Below are 16425 nucleotides of genomic sequence, written 5' to 3' on the forward strand. Positions count from 1 at the left end.
TTAGTAAAGACTTCCTGCGTTGACAATTGGTTGTGCATCATGATTGCCACAGAGAACGACTAGGAGATTTGAAACCATGGCAGCTTTTCGTTCTTCGTCAAGTTCTACCAATTCTCCTTCATTGAGACGTTCTAGTGCCATTTCAACCATTCCCACAGCGCCGTCTACAATCATCTTACGGGCATCAATAATGGCAGATGCTTGTTGGCGTTGAAGCATAACAGCTGCAATTTCTGGTGCATAAGCTAGATAAGTGATACGTGCTTCAAGGATTTCCAAGCCAGCATCTTCTACGCGACTTTGGATTTCTTCACGAATACGGTTAGCTACAATTTCACTAGAGCCACGGAGACTACCTTCATCTGCTTGTCCATCCCCTGTAGTATCTACATTAGGAGACACATCGTAAGGATAGATGCGGACAATATTACGAAGGGCGCTATCACACTGCAATGAGAGATATTCTTTATAGTTATCAACGTTGAAGACTGCTTTGGCTGTATCGACAACTCTCCAAGTTACCGCAATTCCAATTTCAACAGGGTTACCTAAGCAATCGTTAATCTTTTGACGGGAATTGCTCAAAGTCATAACTTTGAGGGAAATCTGTTTCTTGCCAATTTCAAGGTTTACATCATTGCCATTTGATGATTTCATTCCTGAAAAAGGAGATTTTGTGCTAACATCACCACTTTGACCAAGTCGAGTGTGGTTTGCAGGGTTGACTGCTATGCTAAAAGGATTGACAAAGTAAAAACCAGGTTCTTTGATGGTACCTGTATAATTACCAAAGAGGGTCAAAACCAGAGCTTCCTGAGGTTTGACAACTTTTAAACCAGCATGAGCTAGAACTGAAATTAAGATTAATAAAAGACCGATAATAATTCCAAAAACGTTTTCCGAACCAGCACCCATTATAAATATAAAGATACCAAGTACGAGTGTCAATTCAATGAGAATTAATGCGAATACACCATTTGGTTTTGAATTGATGAGTTTTTCAGTCATAAGAATGACCTCCTGTTTTATGATATCTAAATGATATCACTTTAATTTATAAAGTCAAGAAATAAATGTAACATTTTTAAAGAAAATATTGCTGTATAGAATTTTCTGAAAATTCAAGAATTTTATTCTGTTCTTCATGAGGAAATTGTGCTATAATAGTAAAAACTGAAATGGGAGGGAACAAATGACTGAATTAGATAAACGTCACCGCAGTAGCATTTATGACAGTATGGTGAAATCACCAAATCGTGCTATGCTTCGTGCGACTGGTATGACAGATAAGGACTTTGAAACACCGATTGTGGGAGTGATTTCGACTTGGGCGGAAAATACACCATGTAACATTCACTTGCATGATTTTGGGAAATTGGCTAAAGAAGGTGTCAAATCTGCGGGCGCTTGGCCGGTACAGTTTGGAACTATTACCGTAGCAGACGGGATTGCGATGGGAACTCCTGGTATGCGTTTCTCTCTAACATCTCGTGACATTATAGCGGACTCCATCGAGGCGGCTATGGGTGGGCACAACGTGGATGCCTTCGTCGCTATCGGTGGCTGTGACAAGAACATGCCTGGTTCTATGATTGCCATTGCCAACATGAATATCCCGGCTATTTTCGCCTATGGAGGAACTATTGCACCGGGTAATCTTGATGGAAAAGACATCGATTTGGTTTCTGTATTTGAAGGGATCGGAAAATGGAACCACGGTGATATGACAGCTGAGGACGTCAAGCGTCTCGAATGCAATGCCTGCCCTGGCCCTGGTGGATGTGGTGGTATGTACACTGCTAATACCATGGCGACTGCTATCGAGGTTCTAGGGATGAGTTTGCCAGGATCTTCATCTCACCCGGCTGAATCAGCTGACAAGAAAGAAGATATCGAAGCAGCAGGACGTGCTGTTGTCAAGATGCTGGAGCTTGGTCTCAAACCATCAGATATCTTGACTCGTGAAGCTTTTGAAGATGCCATCACTGTAACGATGGCTCTCGGTGGTTCTACAAATGCCACTCTTCACTTGCTTGCCATTGCCCATGCGGCTAATGTTGATTTGTCACTTGAGGACTTCAATACGATCCAAGAACGTGTGCCTCACTTGGCCGACTTGAAACCATCTGGTCAGTATGTCTTCCAAGACCTTTACGAAGTCGGTGGTGTCCCTGCGGTTATGAAATATCTCTTGGCAAATGGTTTTCTTCATGGCGACCGTATCACATGTACTGGTAAGACAGTCGCTGAAAACTTGGCTGACTTTGCAGACCTTACACCAGGCCAAAAAGTCATTATGCCACTTGAAAATCCAAAACGTGCAGACGGTCCGCTTATCATCTTGAATGGGAACCTTGCCCCTGATGGCGCGGTTGCTAAAGTATCAGGTGTGAAAGTGCGTCGCCACGTTGGACCTGCTAAGGTCTTTGACTCAGAAGAAGATGCGATTCAGGCCGTTCTGACAGATGAAATCGTTGATGGCGATGTTGTCGTTGTTCGTTTTGTTGGACCTAAGGGTGGTCCTGGTATGCCTGAGATGCTGTCCCTTTCTTCAATGATCGTTGGTAAAGGTCAAGGAGACAAGGTTGCCCTCTTGACGGATGGTCGTTTCTCTGGTGGTACTTATGGTCTGGTTGTCGGACATATTGCTCCTGAAGCTCAGGATGGTGGACCAATTGCCTACCTCCGTACAGGTGATATCGTTACGGTTGACCAAGATACCAAAGAAATTTCCATGGCCGTATCCGAAGAAGAACTTGAAAAACGCAAGGCAGAAACAACCTTGCCACCACTTTATAGCCGTGGTGTCCTTGGTAAATATGCCCACATCGTATCATCCGCTTCTCGTGGAGCCGTGACAGACTTCTGGAATATGGACAAGTCAGGTAAAAAGTAAACTCATACTCTTCGAAAATCTCTTCAAACCACGTCAACGTCGCCTTGCCGTACTCAAGTACAGCCTGTGGCTAGTTTCCTAGTTTGCTCTTTGATTTTCATTGAGTATCAAAAAGCAAGCCATCTTCGGCTTGCTTCTTTTTATCTTCAAAAGTGATTTGCCTCATTAACGAGGTGGCAGTCCGAGGGCAATGCGTCCGTAGCGACTGATTCGTGTGATCTTCCAGGCAGGAGACCAGGTAACTTCAACCTTGACATCTTCGATACCCTCGATTTGTTTTAGACCTGCGACGATTTCGATAGGTAGGCTTTCGGCGCAATCACAGGCGGTGTCGGTGAAGGTCATGACAATCTTGCAGAGACCCGTTTCATCCAGATTGATTTCATAAATCAGTCCTAGATTGTAAACATCCAATTCCACATCTGTATCAAAAACCTTCTCTAGTTTTTCGATAATTTGGTCTTGCAAGTCCAAAGCGCGGTCATTGATTTTGATATCGTCTCTCATAACAGTCCCTCCACGTGATAAATATCCTCTATTTTCTCATAATTCTGACAATTTGGCAAGTTTTTGATGAATTTTCTGAAAAGACTCTCTTGCGATTTTCTCCTCTCACTGTTTTAATCCCTTTATTTATGGTAAAATAAGACTATTAAGTTTAAAGAGGATTCCCTATGAAATTACAAAAACCTAAAGGAACGCAGGATATTTTACCTGCTGAGTCTGCCAAGTGGCAGTACGTTGAGGGCTTTGCCCGTGAAATTTTCAAGCGCTATAACTATGCAGAAGTGCGCACGCCTATTTTTGAGCATTACGAGGTCATCAGCCGCTCTGTTGGAGACACAACCGATATCGTTACCAAGGAAATGTACGATTTTTATGACAAGGGTGACCGCCATATTACCCTCCGTCCAGAAGGAACTGCGCCCGTTGTTCGTTCCTATGTGGAAAATAAACTCTTTGCCCCAGAAGTGCAAAAGCCAAGTAAGTTCTATTACATGGGCCCTATGTTCCGCTATGAGCGTCCACAGGCAGGTCGTTTACGCCAGTTCCACCAGATTGGTGTCGAGTGCTTTGGTTCTAGCAATCCAGCTACCGATGTGGAAACCATCGCTATGGCGGCTCATTTCTTGAAAGCGATTGGCATTCAAGGTGTTAAATTGCACCTCAACACTCTTGGAAATCCTGAGAGCCGTGCGGCTTATCGTCAGGCCTTGATCGACTATTTGACACCGATCAAGGAGACCTTGTCGAAGGATAGCCAACGTCGTTTGGAGGAAAATCCTCTCCGTGTCTTGGACTCTAAGGAAAAAGAAGACAAGGTGGCAGTAGAAAATGCACCGTCTATCTTGGATTTCCTTGATGAAGAAAGCCAAGCTCATTTTGATGCCGTCCGTCAGATGTTGGAAAATCTGGGTGTAGACTATATCATCGATACCAATATGGTGCGCGGTCTGGACTACTATAACCACACCATTTTCGAGTTTATCACTGAGATTGAGGGCAATGATTTGACAGTCTGTGCGGGTGGTCGTTACGATGGTTTGGTTGCTTACTTTGGTGGTCCTGAAACTGCTGGATTTGGTTTTGGACTTGGTGTAGAGCGCCTGCTTCTCATCCTTGAAAAGCAAGGTGTGACTCTCCCTATCGAAAACGCTCTAGATGTTTATATCGCAGTCTTGGGTGAAGGAGCAAATGTTAAGGCCTTGGAATTGGTACAAGCCCTTCGCCAACAAGGATTCAAAGCAGAGCGTGACTACCTCAACCGGAAGCTTAAAGCTCAGTTCAAGTCAGCCGATGTCTTTGCGGCTAAGACTCTCATCACGCTAGGGGAGAGCGAAGTCGAAAGCGGACAAGTGACGGTTAAGAACAACCAAACACGAGAAGAAGTTCAAGTGTCACTTGATGCTATCAATCAAAATTTCTCAGAAATCTTTGAAAAATTAGGCTTTTAATAGTAGAAAAACCGGTCAGGACCTTACTCCTGACCGTTTTCTTTTGCAAAATGACAAAAATCATAAACTTTTTGACAAATATACTTGTCAAAAAGAAAAAGATGTGTTACAATATAAGCAAGTTAAGAGTAAAGGAGAAAGGAATGCTTAAAAATCGTTTAAAAGAGCTTCGGGCTCGCGATGGTCTCAATCAGACCGAACTTGCCAAGCTAGCAGGAGTTTCCAGACAGACCATCAGTTTGTTAGAACGGGATGAGTACACCCCATCCATCGTTATTGCCCTGAAGATTGCTCAGATATTCCATGAGCCAGTCGAGTCAGTCTTTCGTATAGAGGAGGATGAGGAATGAATAAGTATAAAGTAATTTATTATATGAGTGTTTTTGCCTTTATTGTGAATGCTTTTGCTATGATTGGAACATTACTGGGTTGGTTCTATTTTGTTGAAAGTAAGTATTTGTTTTGGATTAATTTAGTCCTCTTGTCCATTTTCAATCGGTTGAAGAAAAAGGAGAAAAATGATGAACAAGTATAAAGTAATCTATTATGTAGTTGCCATAGCTCTATTAGTCAGCGTATTTCTACTGATTGGGATGGACCTAGGCTGGTTTAATCCATATCAAAGCGACCAATTTGTTTGGACCTACTTTGCTCTCATCCCAGTAGTTGACTGGATTGAAAAGAAATCCAAAAATCTAGCAAGTGAAAAAGGAGAATGAATATGAAAAAGTTTTTAGCAGGTTTTCAAGTCGATACTGAGCACAAAGAACTTGCAGGTGTTTGTGCAGGTTTAGGAAATTATTTTAACATTCAAGCCAATATCGTTCGTTTGGTGACAGTCTTGCTGTTTCTCTCTTCGACAGAGATTGGGATTATAACAGTAACTCTCTATGCCTATCTAGCAGGTTGGCTTGGCAATGAACCCTTGGGAGATGGAGCAAAAAAAGCTAGAAACCAAGCTATTTTCTTGTTTGCTGTTTGTTTGATTTTAGTATCACTTGGAACAGAGGGCTTGACAGCTATTTATGAATCAGGTAAAGTGTTTGGTCAGTGGTTAGTTGGATTGGTTTAGTTTAGAAAGAGTATGAATATGAAAAAGAAACGTGGATTGTTATTTTTAATGGCTGTTATCTTGGGAGGCTTCTTGGGCATGTTTGCAGAGATGTTTAAGGCCTATACCGAAAACTACGGAACCATTTTAGATGTCAAAACCGTGACTCCATGGATATCATCTATTTGTTTACTGTTAGGTTTCATTAGTATGTTTTTGACTTTCGATTTCTTAAAGAAAAGCAGAAAATTTCACTCCTTGTATCAAGAGGAAATGGATGATGATCTGAATGAAACCTATTATGTACAAATGTATCGTAATCTCGAGTTTGGAACTATTGCTTTTAATAGTGCAGGCGTAGCGATTTTTTTGGCTCTTTTCATCTCAGGTAGTGAAGTAATTGTACTAAATATCAGCTATATAACCTTATCTCTTTCTTTTTTGGCATTAGTGATGATTTTCAGTGCTCAAAAATATCTCTATAAGACCATTGCGATCGTTCGTCAGTTTGATTTGGAATTCTTCTCTACACCAAAAGATGTCTTGGACTATATAAACTCCTACGATGAAGGGGAGCGCAAGGCTAATTTGGAACAAAGTTTTCGAATTTTATTCCAATTAAACCAGTATGTCTTGCCAGCTCTCTATTTTCTAATCGTTCTCTTTTCCTTACTGACAGGAGAGATTCAGTTACTAGCCTTCTTGCTTGTAGGAGCGATCCATATTTATATCAATGTGATGCAATTACCTATGGTAAAACGTTATTTCAAATAGGAGTCTTTTATGAAATTACTTAAAAATCTTGGCTGGTTTCTTCTAGCTGTTCTATCCTTTTTCTTTGGCTATGGTCTGGTTCAGAGTACGGCGCTGTCAGCTCTTGGACTAGGGGCTTCAATCTTTGGAGTCTTACCACTTTATGTCGTCCTATCAGGGGCCTATGTTTATGGAGTTTACAGATGGTATCAGACAGAAAAGGTTAGCATCCAGACGACAGCTTTTAATCGTTATATCTGGTTGCCTACTCTGGTTTTGCTAGTGGCGATTACAGCCCAGTTCTTTTTGCCAGAAGATCCGTCAGTCAATCAACAAATCGTATCACAATTGACAGTTGCTCAGCCTGTATTTGGTTTCTTTATGGTGGTAGTCTTTGCTCCTCTGACGGAAGAACTCATCTTTAGAGGGATGCTGGCGCGCTATCTCTTTCCTAAGCAGAACAACAGCAAACAGACAGCTCTGTTTCTCCTCGTATCAAGTGTGCTTTTTGCCTTGATTCATTTTCCAGGGACTTTGCAACAGTTTTTAGTTTATGCTAGTCTGGGATTAAGTTTGGGTCTGGCTTATGTAAGCCGAAAAGGTCTTCTTTATAGTATTTCTCTCCACGCTTTGAATAATTTAATCGGCTTTTTGATGATACTCATGCTATAATAGAGTCAGGAGGTCACATGAAACGAGTAATTTTATTAGCAGTGATACAGGCGGTCGTTCTCTTCTTTATCATCGGGGCACTTGCCTATGCCTTTAAAGGCGATTTCTTTTACAACTATCTAGCAGTTGTCTTTGCGCCTATTGCAGGTGTCTTGCGTTTTGCTTCGGCTTATGCGACGGAGATTGTTCTACCTAAAAAGGCAGCTGAGATTGCTGAAAAGCGTAAAAAAGGTTAAGAATCATAAGCAGAGAATCCGATGACGTTTTCATCGGATTTTTTGTCTGTTCGTTTTGATTTCTAAAGACAATCAAACTTTTCTGCTGATTTTCATGAAGAGCCTGCGCTTTTATGGTAAAATAGTAACAGAATAAAAGAGGAGAGAAAACATGAAACGTAGTATGTATGCTGGTCGTGTTCGTGAGGAACACATCGGACAAGAAATGACCTTGAAAGGATGGGTTGGCCGTCGTCGTGACCTTGGTGGTTTAATCTTTATCGACCTTCGTGACCGTGAAGGAATCATGCAGTTGGTTATCAACCCTGAAAAAGTATCTGCAGAGGTTATGGCAACAGCTGAAAGCCTTCGTAGCGAATTTGTCATTGAGGTCACTGGACAAGTTGCTGCACGTGAGCAAGCCAATGATAAGTTGCCAACGGGTGCAGTTGAGTTGAATGTGACAGCTCTGGCAGTGCTGAATACAGCTAAAACAACACCTTTTGAGATTAAAGATGGGATTGAGGCCAATGACGATACACGTTTGCGTTACCGTTACCTTGACCTTCGTCGTCCAGAAATGCTAGAAAACCTTAAGCTTCGTGCTAAGGTGACTCACTCTATCCGTAATTACTTGGATGAGTTGGAGTTTATCGATGTGGAGACGCCATTCCTTTCTAAATCAACGCCAGAAGGGGCGCGTGACTATTTGGTGCCATCTCGTGTCAATAAAGGGCATTTCTACGCTCTTCCTCAAAGTCCACAAATCACTAAGCAACTCTTGATGAATGCTGGATTTGACCGTTACTACCAAATCGTTAAATGTTTCCGTGATGAGGACTTGCGTGGTGACCGTCAGCCTGAGTTCACCCAGGTCGACTTGGAAACATCCTTCCTTACGGAGCAGGAGATCCAAGATATTACAGAAGGATTGATTGCGCGCGTGATGAAAGAAACAAAAGGCATCGACGTGACGCTTCCATTTCCTCGTATGAAATACGATGATGCGATGGCTCTTTACGGTTCTGACAAGCCTGATACCCGTTTTGACATGTTGCTTCAGGACTTGACAGAAGTGGTTAGAGGTGTTGATTTCAAAGTCTTTTCAGAAGCACCTGCCGTTAAAGCTATTGTGGTCAAAGGAGCTGCGGATAACTACTCACGTAAAGACATTGACAAGATGACTGAAGTAGCTAAACAGTACGGTGCTAAAGGTCTTGCTTGGGTCAAGGTTGTGGATGGAGAATTAAACGGACCAGTTGCCAAGTTCTTGACTGGGATCCAAGCAGACTTGACTGCAGCACTTGGTCTTGAAGATAAGGATTTGGTTCTCTTTGTGGCGGATACGCTTGAAGTGGCCAATGCAACACTAGGCGCCCTTCGTGGCCGTATCGCCAAAGAGTTTGACTTGATTGATAACGATAAATTCAACTTCCTTTGGGTGGTTGATTGGCCAATGTTTGAATGGTCTGAAGAAGAAGGCCGCTACATGAGTGCCCACCATCCGTTTACTCTTCCACAGGAAGAAACAGCTCACGAATTAGAAGGTGATTTGGCTAAGGTTCGTGCCATTGCTTACGATATCGTCTTGAATGGTTATGAGCTTGGTGGTGGTAGTCTTCGTATCAACCAAAAAGACCTTCAAGAACGCATGTTTAAGGCTCTTGGTTTCTCAGCTGAAGAAGCCAATGACCAGTTTGGCTTCCTTCTTGAAGCCATGGACTATGGTTTCCCACCACATGGTGGCTTGGCTATTGGACTTGATCGTTTTGTGATGCTCTTAGCAGGAGAAGAAAATATCCGTGAAGTCATTGCCTTTCCTAAGAACAATAAGGCAACCGACCCAATGACTCAAGCTCCATCAACAGTCGCTCTCAAACAACTAGAGGAACTCAGCTTACAAGTAGAAGAAGATGAAACAAGCAAAACGAATTAAGCGGTGGCGCTATTATCTGCGCCGCTTTGCTTATCAGATAAAAATCTTACGAGTTTTACAAAGTATCTCTCGGGAAAAATATGATGAGAAAGTATCGGCTTCTCTGGTTTATGGCTTTCTGTCAGCGGTAGCAGTCAATTTCTTTTTTCAACCAGGACACGTTTACTCCAGTGGTGCGACAGGTCTGGCACAGATTATCTCTGCCTTGAGTAATCACTGGTTTGGTTTTTACATTCCGATATCGCTAACCTTTTATGCTATCAATTTTCCGTTGATGATTTTGGCTTGGTATCAGATTGGGCATAAGTTTACAATCTTTACCTTTATCACAGTATCCATGAGTTCCCTCTTTATCCAGTTTGTACCAGTTGTGACCTTGACAGAGGATCCCATTATCAATGCTCTTTTTGGGGGTGTTGTCATGGGCTTGGGGATTGGTTTTGCGCTCCGTAACAATATTTCTAGCGGAGGTACAGATATCGTCAGTCTGACCATTCGAAAGAAAACGGGTAAGAATGTCGGTAGTATTTCTTTCCTGGTAAATGGGACCATCATGCTGATAGCAGGTTTGACCTTTGGTTGGAAATACGCCCTTTACTCCATGATTACCATCTTTGTCTCCAGTCGTGTGACAGACGCGGTCTTTACAAAGCAAAAGCGCATGCAGGCCATGATTGTGACCAATAATCCTGACAAGGTAATCGCAAAAATCCATAAAAAATTGCACCGCGGAGCAACCATGATCCACGATGCAGAAGGAACCTATAATCACGAGAGAAAAGCAGTCTTGATTACGGTTATCACACGAGCAGAGTTTAATGATTTTAAACACATCATGAAACAGGTTGATCCGACAGCCTTTGTCTCTGTATCCGAAAATGTCCACATCCTAGGACGATTCGTAGAAACAGACAATTAATAATACTCAAAAGACCAGCCGCAAGGCTGGTCTTTATTTTTCGATAATTTTGTGTCCAATTAACTGGCGGTAACAAATCTGTTTATTGTTTTTAGCATCGTTGATGATCTGGAGAATGGTTTCAAAGGAAACGCGCCCAAGTTCTAGGCTATTGATATCGACATAAGCTACGAGGTCAAGTCGAGGATTGACAGAGTCGAAACTCAAGACAGGAACAGTTAACTGATGCTTACTGATGTAGTCACAAACCCCTTCTGCAAGGAGACTATCGGTTGTGATGATAGCGTCAATCTGCGGATCGTGATTGAACAGAAGTTCACTGAACTGATAACCTTTTTCTTCTAGAAATTCGGTCGCAAAGTAGGTTAAGTTGGTATCAATCGGAAGTTGGTGTTGTTTGAGTGCAGACTCATAGCCAGTTAGACGATCTTGCGTTACGAAGAGTCGCTTTGTACCCCCGATAAAGGCAATTCGTTTGCATCCTTTTTTGATGAAATACTCTGTCGCATCAAAGCCAGCTTGTACATTGTCATTATCAACAAGAGGGATAAAGGGTGAAGTTGATTTTCCGAGAATGAGGAAAGGGAATTGTTCATCGGCTACTAGCTTGACCAGAGGGTCTTCTTCCTCGGCGTAGAGGAAAATCAAACCGTCAACACGTTTACCATAAACCATCTGAGAAATCGCATTGAGACGTTCTTTCTCATCTTTCCCCGTTGCAATCTGAATAGCGTAGTGGTTCTCAGACGCGACTTGGGCGATACCACGAAGGACAGATGGGAAGAAAGGATTTTGGTAAAAGGCATCCGAGTCGTCAGGGAGCACCAGACCGATAACCTGAGTATAGCTGCTAACTAGGCTACGAGCATTGAGATTGGGATGGTAGTTGAGTTCCTTCATAGCCTTGCGAACTCGTTTTTTGGTTTCATCACTAATCGTTGATTTGTTTTGAATAACGCGGGTTACAGTTGAAGGTGAGACACCTGCAGCCTTGGCCACATCTTTAATCGTAACGGGCATAAAAATCTCCTATTTATGATAATCTGGATCGCGGTAATGTGTTTTATAAAAGATGGTGACCAGATAAAGAACAAAAAGAATGTTTTGTACAGTGATAAGGGTTGTCATATTTTGGCCAAAAAGTCCCAAAACAAGCGTAATCAAAGTTGGTAATCCTAAACAGTTCAAGATAAAATGGTAGCACTCTTTAAAGCTCCTAAATGAAAAGAGGCGTGATTTTTTGGTGATATAAAGGAGAAGACTAGCTCCAAGAGAGACAATGAAGAAATTCAATCCAAAGAGGAAGCTAGCACCAAGGACGAGAAAGAGACTGATATAGACACGGTTCTGTTGGTACCAGTCTTTAGAAATAGCCTGGGTTAAAGCTTCCTTACTCTGGAAACTCTCCGTTTGAATGGCGTGGTAGCGAATGCGGGTCAGTTCCTTGCTTTCCTTGCTGATGATGAGTTCTTCAGTATCAAAATGAAGTTGTAAGTCCTTTGGCAATTCCTTGTTTTGGCTTGGACCAATCAAAAGAGAAGGCTGCTGATTTTTAGTTCCAGAATAGCTCAGTTTCCCATCTACTATCTGCGCATTCTCTGACAAGTCCATGATCGCTTCATCTGTCAGGGGTGTGTAGACATTATCGATAAACGTATCCAGTGGATAAGTCTCCTGGGAACTGTTTTGAATGGCAATCGGAACCATAGACAAGCTGATGAGGAAAATGCTAGTAAAGAGAAGCTGAAACCAGTTGAGTCCGAAACGTTTTGACAGGGGCTTACGAAATCCCCAGATACTAGTAAAATACGAGAATGGATATGGAAGCATAGGCATCTTTCTAAAAGTGTTTTCTATATGAGTATTATTATATAGAGAAATGTGCTTTATTTCAAGTCTAGGAGATAAATTGCTTGTTGCAGGAATATTATTTACAGTAACAATCGCTAATACTCAATGAAAATCAAAGAGCAAACTAGGAAGCTAGCCGCAGGTTGCTCAAAGCACAGCTTTGAGGTTGGAGATAAAGCTGACGTGGTTTGAAGAGATTTTCGAAGAGTATAAAATGAAAAAGGGTGGCGGGGGTATATTACCCCTTGTCGCCACCACTTGTAAGTCCTGAAACAAAGTTCTTTTGTAAGAAGAAGAAGAGAATACAGATTGGAAGGGCGATGAGGATAGCACCTGCTGAGAAGTAGGCAATCTTCAAGTTTTTCACATTGCTGACAAAGGTCTGTAGACCAACGGCAACTGTAAAGTATTCTTTCTCACGAAGCAAGAAACTAGAGAGGATATAGTCTCCGAAAGGTCCCATGAAGGCCCAGAGGGCTTGTACTGCAACCATTGGGCGAACGAGTGGGAGAACAATTTGCCAGAAGCGGCGGAAGTGTCCTGCACCATCTAGTTTTGCTGATTCATCAAGAGACATCGGTACGGTGTCAAAGTAACCTTTCATCAACCAAGCGTTCATTGGGATACCACCACCGACATATAGGAAGATGAGGAACCAGCTATGGTTAAGGGCATTCAACATAAGGGCCATAACGAAGAAGGCTGTCAAAGCGGCCATAGTTGGCACCATTTGGATGATCAAGAAGAAGACCAAACTTTGTTTACGAGCCAAGAAGTTGTAACGGCTGTAGGCGTAACCAGCAAGTACGATGATACTTGTTTGAACAGCCATTGTAATCAAAGCGATAATCAAAGTGTTGAGGTACCAAGTGCCGTACAAGGTTTCAGTGAAGAGCCCTTGGAAGTTGGCAAAGCTAAAGTCGACGTTAGCATCTAGTTTAAAAGCTACGACGTTACCAGTCTTGAAGGCTGACATAATAGTAATCAAAAGTGGATAGATAATCACGATTGAAAGACCAATCAAGTAGAGGTAAGTGAGGGTTTGAGTCAGTCTACGTTTGAGTTTGATTGAGTTATTCATCTTAGACGTCCTCCATATCAAATGCGTGTAGTTTCTTGAATGCGATCATAGAGATAGAGATGACAATGATAGAGATGATCAAGGTAACAGCTGCCGCCATAGAGTATTGAGGAGATGTACCTGTTGTCAAACGATAAATCCATGAGATCAAGATATCAGTTGAACCGGCTCCACCACCAACGCTACCAGGACCTCCGCCGTTGAAGAGGTACATGATAGAGAAGTTGTTAAAGTTGAAGGTGTATTGGCTGATCAATGTTGGTGCTGCAACAGCCAAAATCATAGGGAAAGTGATGTTGCGGAATTTTTGCCAAGCATTGGCACCATCGATATAAGCCGCTTCGTAGAGGTCGTTAGGAATTGACTGCAAGATACCCAAAGTCAAAACGTAGATGTATGGGAATCCTAGCCAACCTTGCATCATAATCAAGGCAATCTTGGTCCAAGTTGGGTCTGTTTTCCAAGGGATAAGAGCACCGTCAAGGAAAGGAAGAACCTTAGCCAAGATAGGCAATACTTGAGTGTTGATGGCACCGACACTATCATTAAACATGTTTGAGAATGTCAAGATAGTGATGAAGGCTGGAACAGCCCAAGGAAGAAGGAAAATAACACCAAAGATACGTTTTCCTTTGATAAATGGTTGGTTAGCAATGATAGCGGTGAAGATACCAATCACAATCTGCAAAGTAGAAGCAGACAAGGCCCAGATGATGGTCCAAGAAAGAACCGCACCGAAGGCTGAACGGAAGGTACTTAAGCTCCAGATGTTTGTAAAGTTAGTCAAACCAACCCAGTCCAACAATTTGTTTGGTGGCAAGTGTTGGAAGTCATAGTTGGTAAAGGCAATCATCAAGGTTACGATAACTGGGAAGATAATCGCAAATGTCATAGCGACGTAAGATGGGATGATCAAGAGGTAAGGGAAACCATTCTCATAAATACCTTTGATCATATCTTTAAAAGTACGTGGGACAGGAATTCCATTGTTAATACGTTTTGCGATTGTATGTGCATCTTTAATATTTGAGAAATAAAAGAGCACATAAACGACTACAAAGATTAAATGGAAGGCACCACGAATCAGCATAAAGAGGGAATTATCACGACCTGGCTTGTCACCAAGAGTGATCAAATTGTGCAATTCAGGGGCTGCAAGTGCTAGGAAATAAAGAACAAATACGATAGTGACACCAAGGAAGATAAAACCTTTGGCCTTTTGTTTATTGTAAATCTGTCCTAACCCAGGAATCACTGAAAGCAAGGCTGCTTTGCTAGGTTGTTGGTTTTCCATGAATACTCCTTTCATAGGATACGAGATTGAAGTTTGTCTCCAATCACTAGATAGGCAACTGCAATCATTCGTAAATTTATAAAATCAAAGGGGGATTTGTATTCTCCCCCCTTGTAACGAATTCAATTATTCACCAAATTTTTGTTTGATTGTTTCTTTGATCAATGTTACAGCATCGTTAGCAGCTGTCTTAGCATCTTTTTTACCACTTACAGCGTCAAAGAGCATTGTTTTAGCTGGATCCCAAACTGCTGACATTTGAGAAATGTTTGGCATTGGTTGAGCGTTCTTGAACTGTTTGATAACAGCTGTTGTCAACTCATCGTTTTTGCCTTCAGCGTATGAACGAGCTTCAGTGTTAGCTGGGATTTCGTTAGTTGCATCGTAGAATGCTTTTTGTTGTTCAGTTGAAACAAGGAAGTCTACAAATTTTTGTGCAGCTTCAAGGTTCTTAGTGCTTGATGGGATGATCCAAGCTTTACCACCACCGAATGGTGTGTATTCTTTACCATTTGGAAGAGTTGGAATAGTAGCAACACCGTAGTTTACTTTAGCATCTTTGAATGCTTGAGCTTTCCAAGGACCGTCGATGATAGCAGCTGTTTTACCTTCTTGGAATTGAGTTTGGATCAAGTTTGCAGCACCTTCAGTATCTTGCATACCTTTAGGCCATTTTTCGTACCAAGATTTAGCGTAGTTGATACCTGTGATAGAACCGTCGTTTGCAAGACCGATGTCTTTAGCGTCTTTACCGTTTTGTCCGAATACGTAACCACCGTTACCAGCAAGGAGTCCGTATGCGTAGTAGAAGTTTGTCCAGTCGGCTAGGAATGCAGTAGTTTTGCCATCTTCACCAGCGAAAGCGTATTTGCTGTCTTTAGCAAGTTCTTCTAATTCAGCAAAAGTTTTTGGAGCTTCTTTTAGCAAGTCTTTGTTGTAGTACATAACAAGTGACTCAATAACGGCAGGAGCACCGTAAACTTTACCGTCAGCAGCTGTTACAAGAGATTTAGTCTTATCATCTGTTTTAGCGCCGTCGCTCAAAGTAACTTCTGAAAGTTGTCCGTCAGTACCAAGGCTACCTACGCGGTCGTATGGTGCCATCATAACGTCAGCAGCTTGACCTGATTGGTTGTCAAGAGAAAGTTTGTCAAGTCCACCAAGTTGGTCACCTGATTTGATGTTAACTTTTGTACCTGATTCTTTTTCATAAGCTGCAGCAACTTTTTCAGCGTAGGCTTTGTATTGGTCTTCAACGTAGAAAGTGATTTCTTTTGCTTCAGATGAGCTAGTATCAGCTGCTTTATCAGCAGTTTTGCTTCCGCAAGCTACCAAAAGTAAGCTAGCAAGAGTAGCAGTTCCGAGCACAGCAGCGCTCTTCATGAATTTAGATGACATAGTGTATTCCTCCTAAAGAATAACAAAAATAATTTAATGAGAAAACGCAAACGTTTTCTTTTACGAACTTAGTATAGCACAAATAGAAAACGGTTGCAAGCGTTTTTAGGAAAATTTTTAAAAGAATTTTAAGGATTCAAACATTTGTTAAAGCCTTTATATAGGAAAAAACTTAAAATGTTTGTTTCTCTTGAATGGAAAATATATTAGGGAAACGATTGCGTAAATTCTGCTCGATTTTTCAGAAAATAGAGCAGCTGTTTGGAATGAATTATCTTAAATCAGAAAATCTTTAAAATTTTTTTGGCTCATTTCATAAAATATCAGTGGGAACAAGTTTTGTTTGATTAAAATAATTCAAAAAAATTTTTTAAAACCGCTTGCATTTGTTTTTGAAATGCGTT

18 protein-coding genes are annotated in these 16425 nt (G+C 41.7%); 11 read left to right on the forward strand and 7 right to left on the reverse strand.

The features are described 5' to 3' along the window. Positions 1 to 1008: an SPFH domain-containing protein gene (locus B7720_RS01975; RefSeq protein ID WP_000136839.1), complete on the reverse strand. Its 1008-nt coding sequence runs from the start codon at positions 1006 to 1008 to the stop codon at positions 1 to 3. 184 nt (positions 1009 to 1192) lie between these two features. Here B7720_RS01975 and ilvD point away from each other — a divergent pair, with 184 nt between their 5' ends. After that, positions 1193 to 2896: a dihydroxy-acid dehydratase gene (ilvD, locus tag B7720_RS01980; protein ID WP_000137349.1), complete on the forward strand. Its 1704-nt coding sequence runs from the start codon at positions 1193 to 1195 to the stop codon at positions 2894 to 2896. A 165-nt stretch (positions 2897 to 3061) separates the two neighbouring features. Here the strand turns inward: ilvD and B7720_RS01985 are convergent, their stop codons facing one another. Continuing rightward, on the reverse strand, positions 3062 to 3403 hold the full coding sequence (locus B7720_RS01985) for a metal-sulfur cluster assembly factor (protein WP_070657041.1): 342 nt from the start codon (positions 3401 to 3403) through the stop codon (positions 3062 to 3064). A gap of 167 nt (positions 3404 to 3570) precedes the next feature. Between B7720_RS01985 and hisS the strand changes: the two genes are divergently transcribed. From hisS to B7720_RS02040, 10 genes are all read left to right on the forward strand, one after another. Beyond that, positions 3571 to 4851 carry a histidine--tRNA ligase gene (gene hisS / locus B7720_RS01990; RefSeq protein ID WP_084856249.1) on the forward strand — a complete coding sequence of 427 codons (1281 nt, stop codon included), beginning with the start codon at positions 3571 to 3573 and terminating at the stop codon, positions 4849 to 4851. 143 nt (positions 4852 to 4994) lie between these two features. Beyond that, complete coding sequence (locus B7720_RS02000; RefSeq protein WP_000916943.1) at positions 4995 to 5201, forward strand: helix-turn-helix transcriptional regulator; 207 nt, start codon at positions 4995 to 4997, stop codon at positions 5199 to 5201. Continuing rightward, positions 5198 to 5386, forward strand: a complete 189-nt coding sequence (locus B7720_RS02005) for a hypothetical protein (protein ID WP_001046120.1) — start codon at positions 5198 to 5200, stop codon at positions 5384 to 5386. The genes B7720_RS02000 and B7720_RS02005 overlap by 4 nt, the downstream gene beginning before the upstream one ends. Then, complete coding sequence (locus B7720_RS02010; RefSeq protein ID WP_033583605.1) at positions 5373 to 5570, forward strand: hypothetical protein; 198 nt, start codon at positions 5373 to 5375, stop codon at positions 5568 to 5570. The genes B7720_RS02005 and B7720_RS02010 overlap by 14 nt, the downstream gene beginning before the upstream one ends. Positions 5571 to 5572: 2 nt before the next feature. After that, positions 5573 to 5923, forward strand: coding sequence for a PspC domain-containing protein (locus tag B7720_RS02015; protein WP_033583608.1), 351 nt, complete (start codon positions 5573 to 5575; stop codon positions 5921 to 5923). Positions 5924 to 5941: 18 nt separating this feature from the next. Further along, positions 5942 to 6676, forward strand: coding sequence for a DUF3169 family protein (locus tag B7720_RS02020; protein ID WP_033583609.1), 735 nt, complete (start codon positions 5942 to 5944; stop codon positions 6674 to 6676). Between the two features lie 9 nt (positions 6677 to 6685). Beyond that, on the forward strand, positions 6686 to 7327 hold the full coding sequence (locus tag B7720_RS02025) for a CPBP family intramembrane glutamic endopeptidase (RefSeq protein ID WP_000771224.1): 642 nt from the start codon (positions 6686 to 6688) through the stop codon (positions 7325 to 7327). Positions 7328 to 7344: 17 nt separating this feature from the next. Continuing rightward, complete coding sequence (locus B7720_RS02030) at positions 7345 to 7563, forward strand: hypothetical protein (protein WP_000832176.1); 219 nt, start codon at positions 7345 to 7347, stop codon at positions 7561 to 7563. Between the two features lie 151 nt (positions 7564 to 7714). Further along, positions 7715 to 9478, forward strand: coding sequence for an aspartate--tRNA ligase (gene aspS, locus B7720_RS02035; RefSeq protein ID WP_084856251.1), 1764 nt, complete (start codon positions 7715 to 7717; stop codon positions 9476 to 9478). Next, the gene (locus tag B7720_RS02040; RefSeq protein WP_084856253.1) at positions 9456 to 10397 is read left to right on the forward strand and encodes a YitT family protein; all 942 of its coding nucleotides are present in this window, start codon (positions 9456 to 9458) and stop codon (positions 10395 to 10397) included. The genes aspS and B7720_RS02040 overlap by 23 nt, the downstream gene beginning before the upstream one ends. 33 nt (positions 10398 to 10430) lie before the next feature. Here the strand turns inward: B7720_RS02040 and B7720_RS02045 are convergent, their stop codons facing one another. The 5 genes from B7720_RS02045 to B7720_RS02065 all read right to left on the reverse strand — a co-directional run bounded on the left by B7720_RS02045 (position 10431) and on the right by B7720_RS02065 (position 16021). Further along, positions 10431 to 11417, reverse strand: coding sequence for a LacI family DNA-binding transcriptional regulator (locus B7720_RS02045; protein ID WP_001145428.1), 987 nt, complete (start codon positions 11415 to 11417; stop codon positions 10431 to 10433). Between the two features lie 9 nt (positions 11418 to 11426). Beyond that, entirely contained in the window at positions 11427 to 12227 is an 801-nt protein-coding gene (locus tag B7720_RS02050; protein WP_084856255.1) for a DUF1189 domain-containing protein, read from the reverse strand. A gap of 259 nt (positions 12228 to 12486) precedes the next feature. Next, positions 12487 to 13329, reverse strand: a complete 843-nt coding sequence (locus B7720_RS02055; protein ID WP_001065654.1) for a sugar ABC transporter permease — start codon at positions 13327 to 13329, stop codon at positions 12487 to 12489. Position 13330: 1 nt separating this feature from the next. Further along, the gene (locus B7720_RS02060) at positions 13331 to 14623 is read right to left on the reverse strand and encodes a carbohydrate ABC transporter permease (RefSeq protein ID WP_000431414.1); all 1293 of its coding nucleotides are present in this window, start codon (positions 14621 to 14623) and stop codon (positions 13331 to 13333) included. Positions 14624 to 14749: 126 nt separating this feature from the next. Next, a complete protein-coding gene (locus B7720_RS02065; protein ID WP_049478972.1) occupies positions 14750 to 16021 on the reverse strand; it encodes an extracellular solute-binding protein in 1272 nt (423 codons plus the stop codon). Positions 16022 to 16425 lie beyond the last annotated feature (404 nt).

Origin of the sequence: Streptococcus oralis subsp. oralis, assembly GCF_002096455.1 — a bacterium.
GTDB lineage: Bacteria > Bacillota > Bacilli > Lactobacillales > Streptococcaceae > Streptococcus > Streptococcus oralis_CY.